At 54.1% G+C, this 22,431-nt stretch carries 18 protein-coding genes and 1 tRNA gene; 13 read left to right on the top strand and 6 right to left on the bottom strand.

Features of this window, described 5'->3' with window-relative positions:
• Nucleotides 1-8: 8 nt before the first annotated feature.
• From baeR to yegS, 3 genes are all read left to right on the top strand, one after another.
• Entirely contained in the window at nucleotides 9-716 is a 708-nt protein-coding gene (gene baeR, locus ABVR31_RS07135; protein WP_031280058.1) for a two-component system response regulator BaeR, read from the top strand.
• A gap of 139 nt (nucleotides 717-855) precedes the next feature.
• Nucleotides 856-2,226 (top strand): tRNA 5-hydroxyuridine modification protein YegQ, encoded by a 1,371-nt coding sequence (gene yegQ / locus ABVR31_RS07130; protein ID WP_372772236.1) that lies wholly within the window; start codon nucleotides 856-858, stop codon nucleotides 2,224-2,226.
• 229 nt (nucleotides 2,227-2,455) lie between these two features.
• On the top strand, nucleotides 2,456-3,355 hold the full coding sequence (gene yegS, locus ABVR31_RS07125; RefSeq protein ID WP_058757280.1) for a lipid kinase YegS: 900 nt from the start codon (nucleotides 2,456-2,458) through the stop codon (nucleotides 3,353-3,355).
• Between the two features lie 132 nt (nucleotides 3,356-3,487).
• Here the strand turns inward: yegS and ABVR31_RS07120 are convergent, their stop codons facing one another.
• On the bottom strand, nucleotides 3,488-4,609 hold the full coding sequence (locus tag ABVR31_RS07120; protein ID WP_104188475.1) for a Gfo/Idh/MocA family protein: 1,122 nt from the start codon (nucleotides 4,607-4,609) through the stop codon (nucleotides 3,488-3,490).
• A gap of 308 nt (nucleotides 4,610-4,917) precedes the next feature.
• Here ABVR31_RS07120 and ABVR31_RS07115 point away from each other — a divergent pair.
• Nucleotides 4,918-4,993: transfer RNA gene (locus tag ABVR31_RS07115), tRNA-Asn, on the top strand.
• A gap of 55 nt (nucleotides 4,994-5,048) precedes the next feature.
• Here the strand turns inward: ABVR31_RS07115 and ABVR31_RS07110 are convergent.
• Together ABVR31_RS07110 and ABVR31_RS07105 are read right to left on the bottom strand one after the other, a co-directional pair.
• Nucleotides 5,049-5,381, bottom strand: coding sequence for a type II toxin-antitoxin system PemK/MazF family toxin (locus ABVR31_RS07110; protein WP_058780342.1), 333 nt, complete (start codon nucleotides 5,379-5,381; stop codon nucleotides 5,049-5,051).
• Nucleotides 5,382-5,639: an AbrB/MazE/SpoVT family DNA-binding domain-containing protein gene (locus tag ABVR31_RS07105; RefSeq protein ID WP_200547907.1), complete on the bottom strand. Its 258-nt coding sequence runs from the start codon at nucleotides 5,637-5,639 to the stop codon at nucleotides 5,382-5,384.
• Nucleotides 5,640-6,200: 561 nt separating this feature from the next.
• Between ABVR31_RS07105 and ABVR31_RS07100 the strand changes: the two genes are divergently transcribed.
• The 4 genes from ABVR31_RS07100 to ABVR31_RS07085 all read left to right on the top strand — a co-directional run bounded on the left by ABVR31_RS07100 (nucleotide 6,201) and on the right by ABVR31_RS07085 (nucleotide 13,539).
• Nucleotides 6,201-8,150 carry a hypothetical protein gene (locus tag ABVR31_RS07100; protein WP_372772234.1) on the top strand — a complete coding sequence of 650 codons (1,950 nt, stop codon included), beginning with the start codon at nucleotides 6,201-6,203 and terminating at the stop codon, nucleotides 8,148-8,150.
• 226 nt (nucleotides 8,151-8,376) lie between these two features.
• Nucleotides 8,377-8,751, top strand: a complete 375-nt coding sequence (locus ABVR31_RS07095) for a hypothetical protein (protein ID WP_372772232.1) — start codon at nucleotides 8,377-8,379, stop codon at nucleotides 8,749-8,751.
• On the top strand, nucleotides 8,705-13,234 hold the full coding sequence (locus ABVR31_RS07090; protein WP_372773994.1) for an ATP-binding protein: 4,530 nt from the start codon (nucleotides 8,705-8,707) through the stop codon (nucleotides 13,232-13,234). Before ABVR31_RS07095 ends, ABVR31_RS07090 begins: the two co-directional genes overlap by 47 nt.
• Complete coding sequence (locus ABVR31_RS07085; protein WP_234480293.1) at nucleotides 13,231-13,539, top strand: hypothetical protein; 309 nt, start codon at nucleotides 13,231-13,233, stop codon at nucleotides 13,537-13,539. The genes ABVR31_RS07090 and ABVR31_RS07085 overlap by 4 nt, the downstream gene beginning before the upstream one ends.
• A 654-nt stretch (nucleotides 13,540-14,193) precedes the next feature.
• Here the strand turns inward: ABVR31_RS07085 and ABVR31_RS07080 are convergent.
• The 3 genes from ABVR31_RS07080 to ABVR31_RS07070 are packed head-to-tail and all read right to left on the bottom strand — an operon-like array spanning nucleotide 14,194 to nucleotide 16,471.
• Nucleotides 14,194-14,967, bottom strand: a complete 774-nt coding sequence (locus ABVR31_RS07080) for a molybdopterin-binding protein (RefSeq protein ID WP_021509306.1) — start codon at nucleotides 14,965-14,967, stop codon at nucleotides 14,194-14,196.
• Nucleotides 14,964-15,794, bottom strand: a complete 831-nt coding sequence (locus tag ABVR31_RS07075; RefSeq protein ID WP_372772230.1) for a cytochrome b/b6 domain-containing protein — start codon at nucleotides 15,792-15,794, stop codon at nucleotides 14,964-14,966. Before ABVR31_RS07075 ends, ABVR31_RS07080 begins: the two co-directional genes overlap by 4 nt.
• A gap of 41 nt (nucleotides 15,795-15,835) precedes the next feature.
• Nucleotides 15,836-16,471 (bottom strand): hypothetical protein, encoded by a 636-nt coding sequence (locus ABVR31_RS07070; RefSeq protein ID WP_141495217.1) that lies wholly within the window; start codon nucleotides 16,469-16,471, stop codon nucleotides 15,836-15,838.
• A gap of 230 nt (nucleotides 16,472-16,701) precedes the next feature.
• On the opposite strand from ABVR31_RS07070, the gene ABVR31_RS07065 reads away from it, so the two are divergent.
• The 5 genes from ABVR31_RS07065 to ABVR31_RS07045 all read left to right on the top strand — a co-directional run bounded on the left by ABVR31_RS07065 (nucleotide 16,702) and on the right by ABVR31_RS07045 (nucleotide 22,289).
• A complete protein-coding gene (locus tag ABVR31_RS07065) occupies nucleotides 16,702-17,247 on the top strand; it encodes a chorismate mutase (protein ID WP_058757275.1) in 546 nt (181 codons plus the stop codon).
• A gap of 297 nt (nucleotides 17,248-17,544) precedes the next feature.
• Nucleotides 17,545-18,555: a Zn-dependent oxidoreductase gene (locus tag ABVR31_RS07060; protein ID WP_372773992.1), complete on the top strand. Its 1,011-nt coding sequence runs from the start codon at nucleotides 17,545-17,547 to the stop codon at nucleotides 18,553-18,555.
• 151 nt (nucleotides 18,556-18,706) lie between these two features.
• Nucleotides 18,707-19,990, top strand: coding sequence for an MFS transporter (locus ABVR31_RS07055; RefSeq protein ID WP_058780333.1), 1,284 nt, complete (start codon nucleotides 18,707-18,709; stop codon nucleotides 19,988-19,990).
• A 52-nt stretch (nucleotides 19,991-20,042) separates the two neighbouring features.
• Complete coding sequence (locus ABVR31_RS07050; protein WP_058757272.1) at nucleotides 20,043-21,503, top strand: mannitol dehydrogenase family protein; 1,461 nt, start codon at nucleotides 20,043-20,045, stop codon at nucleotides 21,501-21,503.
• Nucleotides 21,504-21,602: 99 nt separating this feature from the next.
• Nucleotides 21,603-22,289, top strand: a complete 687-nt coding sequence (locus ABVR31_RS07045) for a GntR family transcriptional regulator (protein WP_021509299.1) — start codon at nucleotides 21,603-21,605, stop codon at nucleotides 22,287-22,289.
• The last annotated feature ends 142 nt before the right edge of the window (nucleotides 22,290-22,431 follow it).

The raw sequence follows: 22,431 nt of genomic DNA, 5'->3' as shown, positions 1-22,431 counted from the left end.
CACCCTTTATGAGCACGGAAAATAGCGATCCCCTGATTCTTGTTGTGGAAGACGAACCCAAACTGGCGCAGCTGATGATTGATTATCTGCAGGCGTCAAACTACCGCACGCACCATCTCGCCGATGGCAACGCGGTACTGAGTTATGTGCAACAAACGCCGCCAGACCTGATGCTGCTGGATTTGATGCTGCCGGGCCGTGACGGCCTGACGCTGTGTCGGGAAATTCGCCGCTTCTCCGAGCTGCCGATTATCATGGTGACCGCACGCACGGAAGAGATTGATCGCCTGCTCGGGCTGGAGATTGGCGCTGACGACTATATCTGCAAACCCTTCAGCCCGCGTGAAGTGGTGGCGCGGGTGAAAACCATTCTGCGCCGGGTGAAACGTTCGCCAGAAGAGGCGCAGCTGGCCTCGCATCTGCTGATCGACGAAGGGCGTTTTCAGGCCAGCTGGCGCGAACAGCCGCTGGAGCTGACGCCCGCCGAGTTCCGCCTGCTGAAAACCCTGGCGCTGGAGCCGGGCAAAGTGTTTTCGCGCGAGCAACTGCTGAACCATCTGTATGACGACTATCGCGTGGTCACCGATCGCACCATTGACAGCCACATCAAGAACCTGCGGCGCAAGCTGGAGAACCTTGATGCCGAACAGCCGTTTATTCGCGCCGTGTACGGCATGGGATATCGCTGGGAAGCAGATGTTGGCCGCCTGCTGTAACCGCTTGGATTGATCCAGGTCAATTTACATCTGGTGTCGCCCTGCCTACAATTCCCCACCTTTTGCAGGGCCGCCTGACGCGGCCGCTGCACGTGCCATCCGTGATGGCATGCTGACCTGACATCAGTGAGAACTCCCCATGCTTAAACCCGAACTGCTTTCGCCGGCAGGCACGCTGAAAAATATGCGTTACGCCTTTGCCTACGGCGCCGACGCGGTGTATGCCGGCCAGCCGCGCTACAGCCTGCGCGTGCGCAATAACGAATTCACCCATGAAAACCTCGCCAAAGGCATCAGCGAGGCGCACGCGCTCGGCAAGAAGTTTTACGTGGTGGTGAATATTGCCCCGCACAACGCCAAGCTGAAAACCTTTATCCGCGATCTGACGCCGGTCATCGAAATGCAGCCGGATGCGCTGATCATGTCTGATCCCGGCCTGATCATGCTGGTGCGCGACGCCTTCCCGCAGATGCCGATTCACCTGTCGGTGCAGGCTAACGCGGTGAACTGGGCCACGGTAAAGTTCTGGCAGCAGATGGGGCTGACGCGCGTGATTCTGTCGCGCGAGCTGTCGCTGGAGGAGATCGCCGAAATTCGCCAGCAGGTACCGGAGATGGAGATTGAAATCTTTGTTCACGGCGCGCTGTGCATGGCCTACTCCGGCCGCTGCCTGCTCTCTGGCTATCTGAATAAGCGCGATCCCAATCAGGGCACCTGTACCAACGCCTGCCGCTGGGAATATAACGTGGCCGAAGGCCAGCAGGATGAGGTCGGCAACATTGTTGGCTTTCATCAGCCGGTTGCGGTGCAGCCCGCGACGCTCGGCGTCGGTCAGCCTACCGACCGGGTATTCCTGCTGGAAGAGAAGATGAAGCCAGGCGAGGTGATGAGCGCGTTCGAAGATGAGCACGGCACCTACATCATGAACTCGAAAGATCTGCGCGCGGTGGCGCACGTCGAACGCCTGAGCCAGATGGGCGTGCATTCGCTGAAAATTGAGGGCCGCACCAAATCGTTCTACTACTGTGCGCGCACCGCGCAGGTGTACCGCCGCGCAATCGACGATGCGGCCGCCGGCAAACCTTTCGATCCGGCACTGCTGGAGACGCTGGAAGGGCTGGCGCACCGCGGCTATACCGAAGGTTTTTTGCGTCGCCACACCCATGACAGCTATCAAAACTACGAGCAGGGTTTTTCCATTTCGGAGCGTCAGCAGTTTGTTGGTGAATTTACCGGTGAGCGGCGCGGTACGTGGGCGCAGGTGGCGGTGAAGAACAAATTCATGCTGGGCGATAGCGTGGAGATCATGACGCCGGACGGCAATCTCAACTGCACGCTGCAGGCGATGCAGAATGACAAGGGTACCGCGGTTGAGGTCGCTCCGGGCGACGGTCATCGCGTCTGGATCTGCGTGCCGGAGGGGGTCGATCTGGCCTATGCGCTGCTGCTGCGTAATTTTACCGACGGTAACAGCACTTACGATCCGCACGGTAAAAATCGCACTAAATGAAAAGAAAACGGCGAAGTTAGAACAGGATCACAGACCGCCGCTTCGCCGCGCTTTAGAATCGCGCCTGCTGCTAACGAGTAACAACAAACAGCAGGTAGTACCAGGAACCACCTCATTCACCCGCCCGGCTCCCCCGTGCGGGTTTTCTTTTTTTCATCGTTCGCCGATAAAGTTCCCGCCGCAGCTATGCTATAACCACAGCTCTGTCTTACTCATCAGGGAAGCGATAATGCAAAATAAACCCCTCACTTTGCTGATTCTGAATGGAAAAGGTGCAGGCAATGAAGAGTTGCGTGCCGCCGTGAATACCCTGCGCGACGAAGGCTTTAACCTGGCGGTGCGCGTGACCTGGGAAAAAGGCGACGGTGACCGCTACGTGCAGGAAGCGCTGCAGCTGCAGGCGGAAACCGTGGTGGCTGGCGGCGGCGATGGCACCATCAATGAGATTGCCACCGCGCTGGCCGCCCTGCCGCCAGCGCAGCGGCCGGTGCTGGGGATTTTACCGCTTGGCACCGCCAACGATTTTGCTACCAGCGCCGGTATCCCGGCAGAAATGGAAGCGGCACTGCGACTGGCAGTGCTGGGCAAAGCCACGGCCATCGATCTGGCGCGGGTGAACGGCGACCGTTACTTCATCAACATGGCGACCGGCGGTTTTGGCACGCGCATCACGACGGAAACGCCGGAGAAACTGAAATCGGCGCTGGGCGGCGTCTCCTATTTTATTCATGGCCTGATGCGCGTTGATGCGCTGAAGCCGGACAGCTGCGAAATCAGCGGACCGGGCTTTCACTGGCAGGGTGACGCGCTGGTGATTGGCATTGGCAATGGCCGTCAGGCCGGTGGCGGACAGCGGTTGTGTCCGGAAGCGCTGATCAATGACGGACAACTTAATCTCAGCATCGTCACCGCCCAGGAGCTGCTGCCAACGCTGCTGCACTCGCTGACGCGCGACGACGAAAACCCGAACATTGTCGCGGCACAGCTGACGTCACTGACCATCCGTTCACCGCATGAGATGACCTTTAACCTCGACGGCGAACCGCTGTCCGGCAGCGAGTTTGTGATTGAGGTGCAGCCCGGCGCGTTGAGCTGCCGCCTGCCGCCGCAGTGTGCGTTGCTGGCGTAATCTTTGGAAAATTTCTGCATTATCCCGGTGCGCATAAATGCGCACCCTGTGAGGCTCGCCATCCCTGCACGCACCGTGTAGGGTCGCCATTCATGGCGAGCGGTTACGTGCGTCTGCGGCTGACGCTCTGCATCACACCTTCATCCAGCGGCGCTCCACGGCGGAAATCGCCACCGCTTCCAGCACCTTCTGCACCTGCAGCCCTTCGGCAAAATCCGGCCACATGCGATCGCCGGCGGCGATGCCGTTGATCAGATCGCGAATCTCGACCGTTTTCTGATCGTTAAAACCGATGCCGTGGCCAGCCGAGACGCAGAAGCTGGCGTAATCGGGGTGCGCCGGACCGGTGAGAATGGTTTTAAAGCCCTGGCGACCCGCCGGATCGTCGTGCAGATACAGTTCCAGCTCAGCCATGCGCTCCTGCGTGTAGCGCAGCGTGCCTTTGGTGCCGGTCACCACATAAGTCAGCCCCATCTTGCTGCCGCAGGCGATACGCGAGGTTTCAATCACGCCGTGCGCACCATTTTTAAAGCGCAGCAGCGCGCTGGCCTGATCTTCATTTTCCACCGGCAGCAGACGTGACGGCGCCTTCGGATCCGGTCGCTGTTTGATCACCGTCATCATGTCACCGCTCACCTCATCAATATCACCGACCAGATAGTGCGCCATGTTGACGATATGCGCCGCCAGATCGCCAAGCGCGCCGAGACCGGCCAGCGCTTTCTGGCAGTGCCAGTCGAGCGGCGTCTCCGCGCGCGCCAGGTAATCTTCGTTATGGGTGCCGTAAAAGTGCACCACTTCGCCGATCTCACCGCGCGCGATAATCTCCCGCGCCAGCTGGCTGGTGGGGTTTTTCATGTAGTTGAAGCCCACCAGGGTTTTCACCCCCGCCTGCTGCGCCGCCTGCACCATCTCTTCGGCATCGGCCACCGAGAGCGACAGTGGCTTTTCGGAGTAGACGTGCTTGCCGTGGCGAATCGCCTCCAGCGCCATCTCTTTGTGCAGGAAATTGGGCGCGCAGATATCGACTACGTCGATGTGCGGATCGCGCACCAGCTCGCGCCAGTCGCCCGTCGAACGGGCAAAGCCAAACGTCGCCGCCTGCTGCGCCGCCAGCGCCGGATTCACCTCTGCCAGCATCTCGCGCACAATCTCGCCCTTCAGGGCAAACACCGTGGGTGCCTGCGCGTAGGCAATCGCGTGACAACGCCCAATATATCCACTGCCAATCATACCGATTCTGACTTTGTTCATGCTGCACCTGCGGTTCACGGGGAAGAGTTTCCCGGAATATATGTTTCGTTTTGGGCGGCGACAACGGCGAAATGAAATATCTGTGATCATACATGCGAGGTATCTGACAGAAGCGACAAATCAGAATGTAATTTTGCATAGCATTGGTGACATCTCTCACAATCAGGCGCAGTGCTGGCGCTAATTCGCGCCATCGCGCGGGCCCGCGACGGGCAATTGACGCTTTATTCAGCAGTCAGAAAAAATTGTGAAAAAGAGCTTTGACAAGCCACAGCCTGCCCGATAATATGCGCCCCGTTCCAAACGATTCCTCTGTAGTTCAGTCGGTAGAACGGCGGACTGTTAATCCGTATGTCACTGGTTCGAGTCCAGTCAGAGGAGCCAGATTTAGAAAAGCCTGCTTTTAAAGCAGGCTTTTTGCTTTTCTGCGTCTCTGAAGTTAACTCAGAATCGCATCCAGCCTGGCAAGCACCTCATTTACCACAGCGTCAGGTATACGTTCCAGCCGCATGCCGTTCCTGGCAGCCATATCAATAGTTCTGAGCTGGTCGCAGCGAATAACGCCCATTGTTTTTGTCCCCGCCCCTTCCAGGGAAACGGTGAAACCTGCTGTGCGAGCAAAGTTTCCGCCGCTGGTGACGGGAACCACCACCGGTAGCCGCGTCAGCTTGTTAAACGATGCCTTCGATACGATGAGTACCGGACGTTTACCACTTTGCTCGTGGCCAGCAATCGGATCCAGTGAAACAAGCCAGATCTCCCCTCTTTCCACTTACAGGATCTCCTTACCCACCGCAGGCGCATCAATCCATTCCCGATCCTCTTCGCTCATTTCAGCGTGCGGATCGCACTGCGCCAGCAGCTCCTCAAGTGAATAATGAGGCCGTTTCTTAGGTTCGATAATCAGGCAGCCATTATTAATGGTCATGCCGACTTCGCTGTCCGTCGAGAGTTCCAACATTTTCAGCACGGCGGGAGGAACCGCCAGCATGATGGATCCGCCGACCTTTTTAAGACGAGTTGTATACATAGCGCACCTCCAAATATTATATTTTAATATAACATTCATGGCGGGAGGTGCGCAATTATTCATCAGATTCATGATGATTTCCTTTTCGTAATGATGTGGGCAGAAAGCCGTTATCCATCGAAGGGCAGTGCAGATGGGAACGAAGTGCGTCACTAAGAAGGCAGATAATAGAAAACTGTTTTTGCGGTTCAAAGGATTATGGCGGGTAGGATAAACGAAATGCGAGGCGGCTTCTGGATCGGAGATGTGTCGGAGGAGCATCAGCGGTAGCGTGAAGGTCAGATTTATCCAGGCTCGAAGCCGTACGCTTAAGCAAACAATCTTCCGCTTTTGGGCCAGCGGTGGGTAAGCGTATTAGCCAGCGCGGGGTTTTCTTTTCCGCAGTAACCAACATTTCTCGTGGTTCCAATACCGGCCCCTGAATTTGCAGGCACGGGCTTAAGATTTCACTTTCGGGCAAAAACAGCAACAGGAAGTGGTGTAATACAGTTCGCAGATTGTTATAAATATAAGCATTGGTCGCTAATCTGTCATCTTCACCAATATTACGGAGGGAGTCAGTTGAATACTATTGAACAACAGATTGTTAAGCTGGGGCCACCAGTAGGAAAAGCAGATGCTTATATACCTCTGGAGCTTATGGAGCCGAAAACGTTTGAACTATTTTGTTGTGAACTCATAAAAAAACGGCTAAAAAACGGAGAAATAGTTGATGCCATGACGATTGGCATTTCCGGCCAATCACAATTTGGGGCGGATATTTTTACACATCGTCAGCACGGCAATCAGGACATTTATTCGTTATACGAAGTGAAACGTTGTGAAAAATTCACAACGAACCAATATCTATCCACTATCAATCGTTTTAATGAACACAGGGAGAAATGGCATGTTAAAATCAATGAGTTTCAAATTTTCCTCAGTGAGAAAGCGTCAGCAAAATTAATCACGGAATACAAAAAACAAGAGGTTCTTTTTAAGGAACTGGATATAGTACATCGTCTTCTTGATTCGGAACTGATCCACGACTGGCTGAAAAATCTGCATTGCCCAGATCTGTTGTATCGTTTTTGTCACGAGAGCTGGGTATCTCTTTTTTATGGTGAGCGAGCACTGTTAAATATTAAAAACTATGGCTTGTGGGACTATAACGAATCTTCTGCCTGGCGAAATTACACGCATCCATATGAACACATTACTGGTGATACCTATACACTACAGAATGATCACGTGTTTATTCAGGCGTTTTTACCTAACCTGAAGGGGAATCCCCTCTCCTGTTTTATTGATTTTCGTAATGGCCGCTATAGCCATGTTTTGCTGACGATGAGTCAGACTAACCTGCTAAATTCTGCCTTCGAAGGAGTCGGTAGCCCACCGGAGGCGGGAGTCAGATCGTGGGTTTTAAAAGAACTTCATGGCGAAAATTATTATTGTGATATCGGTAATTGCCGCCTTGTACTTACCCTAAATGAAACTCAATCTCTCTGTGAAGCTTTTGATAAGTTCTGGATGTGCTATAAACTGCGCATGGAAGAAATTGACCGGATTTGTCGCACCGTTGATTTCTCGAACAGTACACCCCTCGGTGATAATATTCATCTCATTTCCATTCCTTACTGGCTATGGGGTCGCATCAGCATCTTTTGTCAACATCATGATTATCTGAATACCGAAGGCGAGTGGTCGATATTTAATCCTGCCCGTGAGCGCATTATGGTCTTTACCCGTCATAAAGATGAAGTAATGAACGAAGGGCATCATGTCACACTACTAGCCAACCGCGACCCTAATTTTAATAGCCTTACTAATCATCGCGTAGTGCTAATCTGGCAACCTCCCAGTCGGTATGATATCTATAATATGGAAGATGGCGCCATCGGGCCTCGTAATTACTGGGATGCGTTGACGACATATCGCTGGCTTATAGAGAAATTAATCCCTCATGCAGATAGCTGGTACTGTGCCAATTACTTTCCAGAACGCAGGGGCTGGCGACGACTGCCATTTTGCGCACCTCGCCATATTTCCTGTACATCCGAGGATATTTATTCTAACTACCAACCGGAAAGTAATATCTCTGTTGAACAAGTAGACAGCAAACAGAGTCTGCTGGCGTTGCTGACTGAACTACAAGATTTTTTTAATATCTACACTCGCCGGGTGTACTTTAAGGCAAATGAGTTTGAGCAACTTTGCGACGCTTTTCTCTATTTGTTAAACAAGACTACTGTCAATTACTGGGGTTATATCCGTAGTAGCGTCGGCGCTTCGCAGGAAGACCATGAGTCCGTGGTAACAGCATTGCAAAAGTATCGGATGGAAAGTTCGCTTCATGAAAAAAATTCGCCCCTGTATGATTATCTACTTCGTGGCATGGTGGCGCTCTTTCGCGATGGCGACTGCCATATTAACGAAGTGGAAGCGATGAAGGCTGCAATGTTGCTGCGCCCCTTTGTGGATAAAGTGTCAGAAGGACGTTTTTTGCGGCGCTGTCAGAGGCGGTTATAAACTATCCTGCCAATACGCTTTATCCATAGCCACTCTGCCATGGTTTCGTGTTGCTCGATTAGGCTTTCCGCAACGGCTGGTTTCTGGATTAGGGTAGCAAACGATGCTAACTATCCTTCTCAGAGTTTTTTATCGCTTTGTTTTACTAATAAACCATCCGTAAAATAAGCCGTAAGAACAGGTAGAATAGTGCTAAAGCACAGCATTCATTATATGAAGGTGAAACTTGTCTGACATCAATCTGAACGGTCCCGCAAATGGCGGTGGAGCAGCAACCAGTAGTGGTATTTTATTTCAGCAGCAGTTGGGGGCTCACTTTGCTGCTCAGATCCTTTCCGATAGCAGACTGGATACACGTTTAAGGCTGGGCAACGCATCTCCTGTTTGGTTGCGCTTTGAAACAGAAGCCCCCGTTGACGATATATTGGTTGCAACATCCGTCGGTGGCTTCATCGCCATCCAGGCGAAAACAACCGTTTCGCTTTCAGATGATGAAAGAACCCCCTTTTACCGGATCATAGAACAGTTTGTCCGACACTGGCTTACATGCCGTGATGGCAATAGATTCTCTGGAGTGGAATCGACCTCTCGATTCAGATAAAGACCGTCTGGTTTTAGCTGTCAGTACCAAAGCTTCGGCTTCAATTCGCGACGTTCTTCCTGCTGCCTTGTCTCTTTTTTCTCAGCACGGCAGCGGAGCGATGAATCAAAAGCAGGTACAGGCGTATAACATTTTTGAACGCTGTATTTCCACAGCCTGGAATAGCATAACCTCCGCGCCCCTACCGCCTCACCTTGTATCTGAACTTTGCCGCCTGGTTGTTGTTTTGGTGGTTGATGTTGAAAACATGGCTTTACTCGCCTGTTCACGGCTTACTCAGATCCTTGCTAAAGACACACAGGCAACGGCAGCATTGAGTGTTCTTACCGAAATTTGCGGAAAAATGATGTCCAGCCGTGATGGCGGCGATCTGTCAACTTTTCGCAACGAGTTAGCAGGGAAAGGGATCGAACTCGCAGCACCTCCTCGCTACAAGGATGATATTGCCCGACTTCAACAGCATTCTCAGGAGATTGCTGCTTCCCTTAATCAATATGAGGCCATTGAAAGTCAGTCAGGCCAGCCCGTTACCCTCCGCAGGGAGTGTCAGAATGAAGTTGAGCAAGCCGTACAGTCAGGTTCGCTATTAATTATTGGTGAACCCGGAGCGGGTAAAAGCGGAGTGCTGAATGCACTGGCCCGCAGCCTGCGCGAACGGGGAGATGATGTACTGGAACTGGCCGTTGATCGCTATTCTGTTGACTCACTCGGGCACCTAACCCATGAACTCAGGCTTGAACATAGTTTGACCGACGTGCTTCAGGCGTGGGATGGTTCATCTCAGGGCTGGCTGATTATAGATGCGCTGGATGCCACCAGAGGGGGCAAGGGAGAGACCGTTTTTCGCCCCCTCATTGAGCAAGTGTTAGCTTGGGGTGGCAGATGGCGAGTGGTTGCTTCATTACGCAGCTTTGACCTGCGCATGGGGGTAAAACTTCGTGATTTGTTTAAAGGTACCCCTCCTGTTGCTAAACGTGCTGATACTCTGTTCTCTTCAGTTCGCCACATCGTTATCCCACGTTGGTCAGATGATGAATTTCGCCAACTACTGGAAAAATCTCCATCTCTGGCTACGGCCCTTGAGGGCGCTTCTAAAAAACTGCGAGACCTAGCGAAAGTCCCGTTTAATACCAGACTACTGGCAGAACTGGTTTCCCAAGAGACGGGTGTCAGGTTGGCGGATATTTCGTCTCAGTCAGAACTCTTAAAACTGTACTGGCAACGTCGCGTTGAGGCTCATGGGCTTAAGGCCACACGAAATATAAAAACATTAGTGGATGCTATGATTAATGCGCGTTCACTCAGTGTTTCATCCCTGCTTGCAGACACGGATGCCGACATGATCGATACACTCTGCCGCGAAGGGGTGTTGATTCGGGAACAAAATGACCGTCGGATAAAGTTTCGCCATCACCTTTTATTTGACTACGCTGCGGCCCAGACATCATTTGATCCAGAAACGCTAATTGCGGGGACATTACGTTTCCACAAACAACAGGCACTGGGGCTAATGCTATCCCCGGCGCTCGGTTTTGTACTTCAGGAAATCTGGAGTTATGACAATAACCATTGCCGTTTCTGGCAGGCAGTGAGTTATCTGGTCAACGACAAAAATGGAGATCCTATCATTCGTAGTTCGGCGGGTCGGATTGCGGCAGATTATCCCACTGCTCAATATGACCTGCTCTGGCTTGCTGAACGCGTGGCTGCCGATGATGAGAAGATGATAACCACGCTCAGTCATATCTGCGGAGCGCTGGCAATACGTTTTGAAGATGAAAAAGAGGTTGTAGCTCTTCCATGGGTATATCTGGTAGCAGCGCTGACGCCCCAAGTACATAAAGTCGCAGAAACATTACGCTTTCTGTTGTACCCGCTTATCAAGCGAGTTACCGATAAACCCTTATGCAATATGCTGGGGACAGCCAGTCGCGCTGTGTTCTCCTACGCCCTTGCGCTGAGTGAACCAGATTATTTTGTCAGAAGCGCTATTCTTCTCGTTACAGATACTATCAATACCGATGTGCAGGCATCCTGTCATTTACTGGAGCAGCTTATTTCTTCCGAACGTCTCCAACGCTTTGGTTCAGAAGAGATCCCCGTGCTCTGTTACAACATTAAGAAAATCGGATATTGTGCGCCTGAGTTTGTAGTTAACGTATTCGAGTTTGTCTATACCCATGATGTCACAGAAGAACGGGAAACAACGCTGGGAAACAGCCGAATCCTGCCTCTGAGGTCAAATGCCCGACAAGATTATGAATCGGCTCGTTATTCACTTGGAGAATATTTCTCCCGTTTTCTCGAACAATATCCTAGTCTGGCTGTGGATGCCGCAGTGCGCGCAATAAGCGGGTATGTTGCTCGACGTCATCCCTTAGATACACCTGTGATGCATGTGCCCGTTCCTGGGCATGATATTTACCTTAAGGCCGATCGCAGCTACATCTGGGCGCACGATCCTGATGGTAAACATGCTCATGACGGAGAAGTACTGGTTAAAAAATTATTTCAGCGCTTGCAAAGCGCGCCCGAACCCGACGCGCTCGTTCTGGCAAGGCTTATCTGTGAAAAAGCTTCGCTGGCAATTTTCTGGGCCAGAATCTTTCTGGCTGCAAATAGACGCAATGATGACCTGATTGATTTTCTCTGGCCTATTGCTGCACAAGAAGCATTTATCCAAAATGAAGATACCCGTAAAGACGCTATCGATCTGGTCGCTATGGGAATTACGCATCGTTCAGAGCATGAGCGGCGAGAACTGGAAAATTCCGCCTTTCAGTATGACCTCTTCGATTATGTTTACCCTGAGAAAGCAAAAACCAGTTTGTTGTACCGCCTTTTCAATACAATTGGTTCAGAGAATCTTCAGACTGTACAAGCCAGAAATTTCCTGAAGAACACCCCAAGGGATGGTGAAACAGCTGGTAATAAGAGGCTTTTCAACATTTCCCCCGTTACAGTCAGCACCGATATACCTTACGATTTTATCGATGGTCTGGATCGGAACGAACCGGACAACATCACTCTTATCAACGCGGTCAAAACCGCTAAAACTGCGTTGGGTTTAACAACGAATAACACGCTTTCATCCGAATTATCGCTGGAGGATGTTTTTAGCATTCTCGAACCGCTTCATGAGCAGCTCAATCTGGAACACGCCCATACCTATGTGCGTACAACCGCTGAGGATGTCATTGTCCGGGCCTGCGCTGCTGCTGTTGAACATAAATTGCTGCCTCCGCTAGACGACGATCGGGCTGATAAACTGACATCTCATTTTTTAGATTTAGTACATCTCGCTTCCTGTGCAACTGATCCAATCCTGAATGAAGATACAGAAGAAAACTTTGAAGATAGTGTTAGCTGGGGCTCACCTGCACCGAGGATTGATGCTGCACAGATTATTCTCGATGTTATTCCATTACGCCCCGATCTGTATGAGCGACTGAAACCAGATATTGAAAGAATGTTGATTGATCCTCATCCGGCCGTTCGATTACAGGCATCAGTACGGCTGCTACGGCTGTGGGATGTCGATCGGGATAGCGTATGGCGTTACCTGAGTGAACGGCTGGAGCAGGAAACCAATACCGGTGTAATAGAGCATACGGTTGGGGATGGAATAAGAAATCTGTTACATACCGAGCCAACCCGTTCTTTCTACCTAATTCAGAAGCTATTGGGGCGTTTTAATGGCCATCCCGAACGCCAGAAACGTATTCGTACTCTGGTCAGCGGCGATTTGGCAATTCTCTGGGGAGTCCATGAAGTCAGAGAATCGCACCATATTCTCCAGGGCTGGATTAGCGAACCCACCTTTTATCATGATGAGCTTAGTCAAGTCCTGTTTACATTAAGAGAAGGATTTGTTTTTGGCCTTGCCGGACAAAGTAAACTGAAGGATACAGAAGTCAGGCATCGGGCGCTGGATATGGCCTATAGCATTATTGATGCTGCTGGTAAAAAACTGGAACAATACTCCCCCCATACTGACCTGACAGAGGCTGAAAGGGAAAACTTAACACACTGCTTTGCGATTATAGACAGGGCATGTCTACAACTTCGTTTCGCTTGTGAAGGGAAGCATAATTCTGATAAGACATCATTAGAATATGAAGAACTTAAGCAATTTCTGAACGAAACTGAATTACACATGCGCCGTATTGGTGATTGCAGCTCGCCACATACTGTTTATTATCTTCTGGAGTTGCTTGAAACGCTTGTTCCTGTCGATCCTGCCAAATGTTTCGATCTGATGGCTCATGCGTTAAGTCATGCAAAAAAATCCGGTTTCCAGAACGAAACGCTGGGAATGGAACAATTGGTAAAAATGATGGGCGTGTTTCTTGCCGATCATAAAACCATCTTTGAAGATGAGAACAGACGAGCTCGTTTGATAGAGAGTCTGGATATTTTTCTGGAAGCCGGTTGGCCCGCAGCCAGACGCCTGCTTTACCGGCTGCCGGAATTGATTCAGTGAACGAACATCAATTGCGTAATCAGTTTCGTGGAGATCTATCTACATTAATTGAGGATATGACACAGTCTCTTGAAAATGAGGATCTTGATCCCTATTCGAAAGAGAGCAAGAAAACGCTGCTTGAACATCATACGCGCATCCTGTTCTTCGATCGTCTATTGACAATTCTGGGTTGGCGTCTGGGTACAAAAGGTAATGTGGCGGAAGAAGCCAGAATAAAGGCCGAAACGACGCGCTTTATGGGATACGGCATAACTCAGTTACGAGCGCTTCACTTTCCTTGTTTGCACTCAAGATCCCATTAATGAAATTGGATAGCATAGTCACCGTCCTAGCGAATTCCAAGCAGCCCAGACACTGCTTCTGACAAATCTTCCGTTCACCAACTGACTTATCAAAACTCATCAGCAACCGCCAATCTTCCGTTATCAGTAAATAAGAGTACTCATTGACATCTTCGATTAGTCGCTTGACTACACTTTCAATAATAAAGCTCTGGCTGTGCTTAATAAGGCAATTTATTTTTTCTCCAAAACTCAAACTTTGACATCATTGCCTCCACCAAACCTTCGGCATGAGACTTCAACGTGAGACATGGTGATACTGGGTTCCATACTCTATTGAATAATAGCAATTATTTCCTTCGGTGTACGACCCCGACGCCGTTCAGGTCCTGATAACACTTCAACTATCTTATTATTCTGAACAGTATTAAACATAGTTCCAAGATTACCTCTTATTTTAAGAGAGACGAAGTGTCTGGTGATTTATGGGGCCAGTCTAACTACTTATATCCCCTCGTTAATTTTGGTGGTCATTCTGGTGGTCTTGACAGGGAGAGCTTTCAGAATTAGCTTACTTATTAGCCAGTTATTGGCAAAGGCGATCCCAGTCAGAGGAGCCAGATTTAGAAAAGCCTGCTTTTAGAGCAGGCTTTTTGCTTTTCTGCGTTCTGCCGGTTAGATACCGCCATACCACTCATAGCCGCGATCTTCCCAGTAGCCGCCGCGTCCGCCCCACAGCTGGGCAAACGAATCCACCACTTTAATTTCCATCAGATACTTGGCGTGCTTGTAACCGAGCTGGCGCTCGACCCTGAGACGCAGCGGCGCACCGTGCGCGACCGGCAGCGGCTGATCGTTCATACGGTAGGCCAGCAGCGTTTGCGGATGCCATGCATCCTGCAGATCGATACTTTCGTAGTAGCGCCCGCTGCCGTCCAGCGTCTGCTCCAGTTCGTCGGCACACAGGAACACTACGTAGCGGGCACCTGGCCGCAGGCGCGCCGCATCCAGCACCAGTCCGAGCGGTACGCCCTGCCATTTGCCAATCGCGCTCCAGCCCTCCACGCAGTCGTGACGGGTGATTTGCGTGCGACTGGGAAACCGCTGCAGATCGCTGAGCGATAAACTCAGCGGCTGCTGCACCAGCCCGGTAACGCGCAGCCGCCAGTCGGCAAACCCGTTCGCCAGCAAACGCGCATATTCGTCGGAGTCGGGCATTTGCGTGCCGTTGGCGCGGAACAGCGGCGAAATATCGGCCTCGCTGAACTCCGGTGCCAGCCGCTGGCCGCCCAGCAGGCGCTGGCTGGCACGCGTCAGCCGCTCGGTCTGATTGAGCCAGCCGCTGACCGTGTCGTTTTGCGTCAGTTGATCGCAACCGCTCAGCAGCGCCGCGCCGGCGCCGGACAGCGCGCCCAGCAGCAGGCGGCGACGCGACAGCTCGATTTTCATGATGGGGTATCCTCTTTGTCGATCGCGTAACGGCCGGTGATCATCGAACGCAGGTTATTGAACACGCCTGACACCAGCACCATCACCACATGCACCAGCACAAACAGCACCAGCAGCGTGGCGGTGACAAAGTGCACCGTGCGCGCCGTCGGACGGCCGCCAAACAGATCGGGTAAAAACGGCAGTGCCGCATCCAGCGCTGGCGACAGGGTTAATCCACTGAGCAGCATCAGCGGCAGTAGTATGAAGATCACCAGCAGATAGCTGAGTTTCTGCAGCGCGTTATAGCGCCGCGCCGCTTCACCGCGGGCGAAGCGCAGCCGGGCGTGGTCGCAAATCTCCTGCCACAAATGACGGGCGCCCAGCTGCTGACGGTCGGGCAACAGATCGCGGCGAAAGTGCCGGTGCCAGAAACCGTGCAGCAGATAAATCACGCCGTTGAACAGCAGCAGCCAGGCAAAAAAGAAGTGCCAGTGGCGACCGGCTCCCAAATCCTGCCACGACGGCAGCGTCAGCCAGCCGGGGAACACGCGCGCCGTCAGCGTGCCCTCCAGCTTCGAGACACCGAGCACGCCGGTGGTATTCAGTTGCAGCGAGCCGAGCCGGACAAATCCCTGCTGCTGACGATTGCCGATTTCAAACACCGGCTGCTCATGGTCCGCGCCATACAGGCCGACATACAGACGTGGATGAGCATTAAAGATTTGCAGTCCGCTCATCAGCAGTACGGCAAAACACAGGGCGTTGACCCAGTGCGTCACGCGCACCAGCAGCGAATGACGACGGATTAGCGTTTTACTGCGGGAAGGTGAAGGCTGTTGCATCATCGAGCCCCTTACCAGCCAGGCGAGGCCTGGCTGGAGCCGGATTACATCGGCGGCACTACGCCGTTTTTGCCGACAATGATATTGCCTGCGGTGAGCTTACCGTCGGCGCCCTTCTCGGCAGGAACAAACACCGTGGTGCCGGGTTTCAGGTCATCCGGGGTGGCCGCCGCCAGCGTCACCACCGGCGTACCGGCCGGAATAGCAATTTTTTTCTGATGGCCGTGATAGCTCACCGTCACTTCGCTGTTGTCCACCGAGGTGACGCTATTGGCGACTGTGGCGTTGGTCATTGAGCTGCCCGGCTTCAGATCCCAGCTGAAGTTACCCTCGCCTGCACCTTTTAGCTGCGCCGGGAAAATCAGCACTTCGAGCGCGCCATCTCCGCCGCCTGCTTTCGGCAGCGAGGCAATGCCCACGTAATCGCCCTTTTTAATGTCGCTGATGCTGGCCTTCGCCACCGCAGACACCATCACGCCTGGCTTCATGGCCACGCTGACCTCCGATCCTTCGCGTGACTTGATAGTGAGCTGCTGCCCGTTTACCGATTCAACAACGCCACGTACCTGCACTTTTTGCCCTGCCATCTCTGCCGCCATCACCGGCGACAGCGTGGCGCCGGCCAGCAGTGAACCGGCAATCAGCAGTGAAAGGCGTTTGTGATGTGATAAGACCGTCATGGAGTGTTCCTTTTGATGATAAGCGCTGTCTCAGCGACAGCCCTGTGCCAGAAATCATTCAACCTGAAGCGCAATAACATTGCGGCAAAAGGCGCTGGAAAACAAACCTACTAGTTGGTAGATTAAAAAACAAGATAATTTTTCACCCTGTACTTTGTCATGTCATTATTTTGTCTTAGCCTGAGCCTCGCGCAGATCCAGCGCCTGGGTTGAACATTGGGAGCATCAGTATGGAAATGCAGTTACGATCGGCCACGTTAGCGCTGCTGATTTGCAGCTGTTCCGCCGCCGCGGCAGAACTCAGCAGTCCTTCGCCGGGCCAGCTTATTAACACGCGTTTGTCTTACATGAAGGATGTGGCGGGTTATAAAGCGCAGCATCATCAGCCGATTGAAGATTTGGGTCAGGAGCGCAAGGTGCTGGACAAAGCCCTGGCGGAAGCGCGTGAGCTGGGTCTGGACGATGCCACGGTGCAGCCGTTTATTCAGGCACAGATGGACGTGGCGAAAGCGGTGCAGTATCGCTATCGCGCCGACTGGCTGGCGACGCCGGAGCCGCACTGGCAGCCGCGTCCGCTGGATGAGGTGCGCAAAAGCATTGGTCATTACAGCGACGCGATTCTGACGCAGCTTGCCGCGCAGTTGAAACAGGGCGCGACGCTGCAGGCACCACAGAAGGCCGAATTTATGCGCGACATTCAGCAGCGCAACGTGTCATCGCAGGATAAAGAGCTATTGTGGCGCACGCTCAGCGCGGTAACGTTACGGCAGCCGTGATGTTGCGCGGCGAGCGCGCCGTCGATCGCAGCAGGCCTGTCATTTTGCTGCGTTTTTCCCGGTTGCCATAAATGGCGAGCCTGCAAACTGGCTAATGACCTTACAGGGTGCGCAGTGATGCGCACCGCAACGCCATTCTGAAACTTCGCTTTGCAACTACCCCATCCGCTCTGTGATTGCGTTCACAACTCTGCAACAGCAACTTGTATGGTAGTATTATTGCGCGTATTTTTTCGTCATTACTGTCGCGTTATTACTGGTGTGCCGCGCCTTCAGGCCACCAGCCAGGAGTGAATGATGAAAAGTGTGGTGATTGAACAACCGGGTAAACTGCTGCTGGCCGAGCGCGCGCTGCCACAGCCCGCCGCTGATGAAGTACGGGTAAAAGTGAAATTTGCCAGCATCTGTGGCTCTGACGTGCACATCTGGCACGGTCACAATCCATTTGCCCGCTATCCGCGCGTCATCGGCCATGAGTTCTTCGGCGTGATTGACGCGGTCGGACAGGACGTTGATGCCAGTCGGCTGGGCGAGCGCGTGGCGGTCGATCCGGTGGTGAGCTGCGGCCACTGCTATCCCTGCTCCGTTGGCCGTCCTAATGTCTGTCAGTCGTTGCAGGTGATTGGCGTCCACCGCGACGGCGGCTTCAGCGAGTATGCGGTGGCGCCAGCCAAAAATGCCCATCGCCTGCCGGCGAGCATTCCCGACCAACTCGCCAGCCTGGTTGAGCCCTTCACCATTGCCGCGAATATCACGGCGTTCCTCAAACCGCAGCCACAGGATGTGGCGCTGATTTACGGTGCCGGTCCGATGGGGCTGACCGCCATTCAGGTGCTGAAAGGCGTGTACGGTGTACAGCAGGTGCTGGTGGTCGACCGCCTGCCGGAGCGGCTGGCGCTGGCGCAGCAAAACGGTGCCGATCGCCTGTTCAACAACAGCGAGATCCCGCTGGCGGCGCAGCTGGAAGGCGTTCAGCCGACGCTGATTATCGACGCCGCCTGCCATCCGGCGATCCTCGCTGAAGCGGCTGCGCTGGCCTCGCCGGCGGCGCGCATCGGCCTGCTCGGGTTTTCTGCTGAGCCGTGCAGCCTGACGCAGCAGGCGTTGACCAGCAAAGAGCTGTCGCTGTTTACCTCGCGCCTGAACAGCAACCGCTTCCCGCAGGTGATTGCGTGGCTGGAACAGGGGCTGATCCAGCCGGAGAAACTGGTTACCCACTATTTCCCGCTGGCGCAGATCGAGTGCGCCATGACGCTGTTTGAACAAGACCCGCGCACCTGCTGCAAAGTGATCCTGCAAATGGATTGAGTGATGCGCCACACCAGATGTCCCTGATACCGGTGCGTACCCGCCGGCCACAACAATAATCCCCTGCATAAATCAGGCGCAGCGCCGCGGTCATCAAGGTCATCTCCCCGTGACGCTGCAGCCTGAAGAAGAACAGGGAAACGGAGTTTCTATGCTGAAGAATCTACGCTGGACCCTCGTACTGCTGCTGTTCCTGGTGTATATGATCAACTACCTCGATCGTATTGCCCTGTCGCTCACCGTGCCGCTGGTGGAAAAGGATCTGATGATCAATGCCGAGCAGTTCGGCCTGATCTTCGGCAGCTTCTTCTTCGGCTATGCGCTGTTCAACTTTATTGGCGGTTTAGCCACCGATAAATTCGGCCCGACGATTGTGCTCGGCACCGCCGTCGGCTTGTGGTCGCTGTTCTGCGGCATGACCGCGCTGGCGACCGGTTTCTGGTCGATGATGATTCTGCGCGTGCTCTTCGGCATGGCGGAAGGTCCGATTTGCGCCTCGGCCAACAAAGCCATCAACGGCTGGTTCCCGAAAAAGCAGGCCGCCACCGCCATGGGTCTGCTGAGTGCCGGTTCCCCGCTCGGCGGCGCGGTCGCCGGGCCGATTGTCGGCTACCTGGCGCTCTCCTTCGGCTGGCGTCCGGCGTTTGTGGTGATCTGCCTGATTGGTCTGGTGTGGATGGCGCTGTGGTTCTTCTTCGCCGCCGATAATCCGGCGCGCAGTAAGCGCGTCTCTGCGCAGGAGCGCGCGCTGGTAGAGAAACTGAAAGCGGAAGAGCCGGCAGATATCATCGACGCGGACGGCAAAGCGCACGGCATGGGCTACTATCTGCGTCAGCCGATTATCCTCGTTACCGCGTTCGCCTTCTTCTGCTACAACTACATTCTGTTCTTCTTCCTGAGCTGGTTCCCGGCCTATCTGGTGCAGGCGCACGGGCTGGATATCAAAGCCATGAGCATCACTACCATGATCCCGTGGATTGTCGGCTTCGTTGGCCTGGCGCTGGGCGGCTGGATTTCCGATAAAATCTTTAATATTACAGGTAAGCTGCTGCTATCACGCAAGATTGTGCTGGTAGTGTCGCTGCTGGCGGCAGCGATATGTGTGGCGCTGGCGGGCACCATCAAAGAGGTGAATTCGGCGGTGATCATGATGTCGATCTCCATCTTCTTCCTCTACATCACCGGTGCCATTTACTGGGCGATTATTCAGGATGTGGTGCACAAGAGCCGCGTCGGCAGCATCAGCGGCTTTATTCACCTGATTGGCAGCCTGTCCGGCATTATCGGCCCGATCGTTACCGGCTTCATCGTGCAGCACACCGGCAAATTTGACAGCGCCTTTGTGCTGGCGGGCGTGGTGGCGGCCCTTGGCGCGCTGCTGGTGCTGTTTGTGATTCGCAGCCCGAAAGCCAGCGACAAACCGGTTTCCGTTTAATCGAATGACTCTGCCGGGGCGCCGCGCGCCCCGTTTGCCACAAGGATTATGCATGTTACAACCCGATCGCCTTCCCGCTGACGTACAGCGCCCCCGTTACGACCGCAGCCAGCTGAAAACCCGCATGGTGCACATCGGTTTTGGTGCCTTTCACCGCGCGCATCAGGCGCTGGCCACTGACCAACTGGCGCAGCACGGCAGCGACTGGGGCTACTGCGAAGTGAATCTCAACAGCGGCGCGCTGATCGCCGCTCTGCGCCAGCAGGATTTGCTGTACAGCGTGACCGAAATGGCCGACGACAGCCTGCACACGCGCATTGTTGGCGTAATTACCCAGGCGCTGCACGCGAAAAGTGACGGTATTGAGGCGGTGATTGAAGCGATGAGCCAGCCGGAAATCGCCATCGTGTCGATGACGGTCACGGAAAAGGGTTACTGTTCGCTGCCGTCGAGCGGCCAGCTCGACCTGACGCATCCGGACATCGTGCACGATGTGGCGCATCCTGACGCGCCGCGCTCGCTGCCCGGCGTAATCCTGGCGGCGATTGAACGCCGTCGCCAGCGCGATCTGCCGCCGTTCAGCGTGATGTCGTGTGACAACATGCCGGAGAACGGCCACGTTACGCGCAATGTGATAACCCAGCTGGCGCAGCGTCGCAGCCCGGCGCTGGCGGATTACATTCAGACCCACCTCACCTTTCCCTCAACCATGGTGGATCGCATCGTACCGGCGATGACCGATGAGGCTTTCGCGACGCTGGAAGCGCGGCTGGGCAGTCGCGATCCGGTGGCGGTAGAAGCCGAACCTTTTTTCCAGTGGGTGATTGAAGATAACTTCGTCAGCGGCCGCCCGGCGTGGGAACAGGCCGGTGCGGAGCTGGTGCGTGATGTGCTGCCGTACGAAGAGATGAAGCTGCGCATGCTCAACGGCAGCCACTCGTTCCTGGCTTATCTCGGCTATCTGGCCGGGTATCAGCACATCAGCGATTGCATGGCCGATGCCAATTTTCGTCAGGCGGCGCGCGCGCTGATGCTGCAGGATCAGGCACCCACGCTGCGCACGCAGGATGTCGATTTGGTCGCCTATGCCGACTCGCTGATCGCCCGTTACGAAAACCGGGCGATTAAACATCGCACTTATCAAATCGCCACCGACGGCACGCAGAAGCTGCCACAGCGCCTGCTGGATAGCGTGCGCTGGCATCTGCGTAACGGGACGGCCTGTGATTATCTGCTGCTGGGCGTAGCAGGCTGGATGCGCTATATCAGCGGCGTCGATGAACAGGGCGCGGCGATTGAGATTCGCGATCCGCTCAGCGCGCAGCTGGCCAGCATTGTTGCCAACAGCGAGGATGGCCCGCAGCGCGTTGAGGCCTTACTGCGCCTGCAGGCAGTGTTCGGCGACGACTTACGTTATCACACGGTGTTTGTTACGCGGCTTACTGAGCTGTATCAGCAGCTGCGGCTTACCGGTGCACGCGCCACGGTGCAGGCGCTGGTCACAGAAGGCTAAGCCGCCTGCACAAATGTGTAGCGCAGACGCAGCGTGCTGATTAGACTGACGCTTTCTCATCGGGCTGGCGGCGGCCAGCCGTAATACGGATATTGCTGCATGTCGATTGCCTATACCATAACCACCAGCGAACCGGTAAATCAGCAGATTTATCGCTATCTGCGGAAGGATATCGTGACCTGCGTGATCCATCCGGGCTCGCTGCTGTCGGAGAAAGAAGTGTCGGCGCGCTTCAACGTGTCGCGGCAGCCGGTGCGGGAAGCCTTTATCAAACTGGCGGAAGCCGGCCTGGTGCAGGTTCTGCCGCAGCGCGGCACCTTCGTGCGCAAAATCTCCGCCCAGCGCGTCGCCGACGGCCGTTTCATCCGTGAAGCGGTGGAGATCGCCGTGGTTCGTCGCGCCGCGCTGGAGATCGCTGCCACCGGACTGATGGCGCTGGAACACAATCTGCAGCTGCAGCGACTGGCAGCGGAACGCCACGACAGCCAGGCGTTTCTGGCGCTCGACGATGAGTTTCACCGGTTGATTGCCGAAGGCATTGACTGCCTGCTGGCGTGGGAGACGGTGGAGAACATTAAAGCGACGATGGACCGCGTGCGCTTTCTGACGCTGAGCGAAGTGTCGCCGCCGGAGAGCCTGATTCAGCAGCACGAAGAGATATTTGCCGCGCTGAAAGCGCAAGATGCCGATGCGGCGGAGAAGGCGATGCGGCGACATCTGCAGGAGATGATTCTGACCATTACGCCGATTGCCGAGCGCAACAGCGAATGGTTTGAAGGGCCGTAGTGCTGTGGTGGGTGAGCTTGCGGTGCGGTGTGATGCGGTGCGGTTTGATGCCCTCACCCCGACCCTCTCCCACCGGGAGAGGGAGCTGTTCCAGTAAGCTGTCAGAGAATTAATGCATTAAAAAACCGCACAAAACAGTCCC

Source organism: Pantoea sp. WEP (genome assembly GCF_041678305.1).
Classification (GTDB): domain Bacteria; phylum Pseudomonadota; class Gammaproteobacteria; order Enterobacterales; family Enterobacteriaceae; genus Pantoea; species Pantoea dispersa.
Note: the sequence above shows the minus strand (reverse complement) of the source record. Positions and strands in the feature narration are given on the sequence as shown.

Bases quoted from the DNA above. Each gene is read 5' to 3' on its own strand.
- baeR (WP_031280058.1), top strand. From the start codon at position 9: ATGAGCACGGAAAATAGCGATCCCCTGATTCTTGTTGTGGAAGACGAA.
- ABVR31_RS07090 (WP_372773994.1), top strand. From the start codon at position 8,705: ATGGCAATAGATTCTCTGGAGTGGAATCGACCTCTCGATTCAGATAAA.
- ABVR31_RS07120 (WP_104188475.1), bottom strand. From the start codon at position 4,609: ATGAACAAAGTCAGAATCGGTATGATTGGCAGTGGATATATTGGGCGT.
- ABVR31_RS07060 (WP_372773992.1), top strand. From the start codon at position 17,545: ATGAAAAGTGTGGTGATTGAACAACCGGGTAAACTGCTGCTGGCCGAG.
- ABVR31_RS07075 (WP_372772230.1), bottom strand. From the start codon at position 15,794: ATGATGCAACAGCCTTCACCTTCCCGCAGTAAAACGCTAATCCGTCGT.
- ABVR31_RS07070 (WP_141495217.1), bottom strand. From the start codon at position 16,471: ATGACGGTCTTATCACATCACAAACGCCTTTCACTGCTGATTGCCGGT.
- ABVR31_RS07080 (WP_021509306.1), bottom strand. From the start codon at position 14,967: ATGAAAATCGAGCTGTCGCGTCGCCGCCTGCTGCTGGGCGCGCTGTCC.
- yegS (WP_058757280.1), top strand. From the start codon at position 2,456: ATGCAAAATAAACCCCTCACTTTGCTGATTCTGAATGGAAAAGGTGCA.
- ABVR31_RS07050 (WP_058757272.1), top strand. From the start codon at position 20,043: ATGTTACAACCCGATCGCCTTCCCGCTGACGTACAGCGCCCCCGTTAC.
- ABVR31_RS07055 (WP_058780333.1), top strand. From the start codon at position 18,707: ATGCTGAAGAATCTACGCTGGACCCTCGTACTGCTGCTGTTCCTGGTG.
- ABVR31_RS07065 (WP_058757275.1), top strand. From the start codon at position 16,702: ATGGAAATGCAGTTACGATCGGCCACGTTAGCGCTGCTGATTTGCAGC.
- ABVR31_RS07045 (WP_021509299.1), top strand. From the start codon at position 21,603: ATGTCGATTGCCTATACCATAACCACCAGCGAACCGGTAAATCAGCAG.
- ABVR31_RS07105 (WP_200547907.1), bottom strand. From the start codon at position 5,639: ATGTATACAACTCGTCTTAAAAAGGTCGGCGGATCCATCATGCTGGCG.
- yegQ (WP_372772236.1), top strand. From the start codon at position 856: ATGCTTAAACCCGAACTGCTTTCGCCGGCAGGCACGCTGAAAAATATG.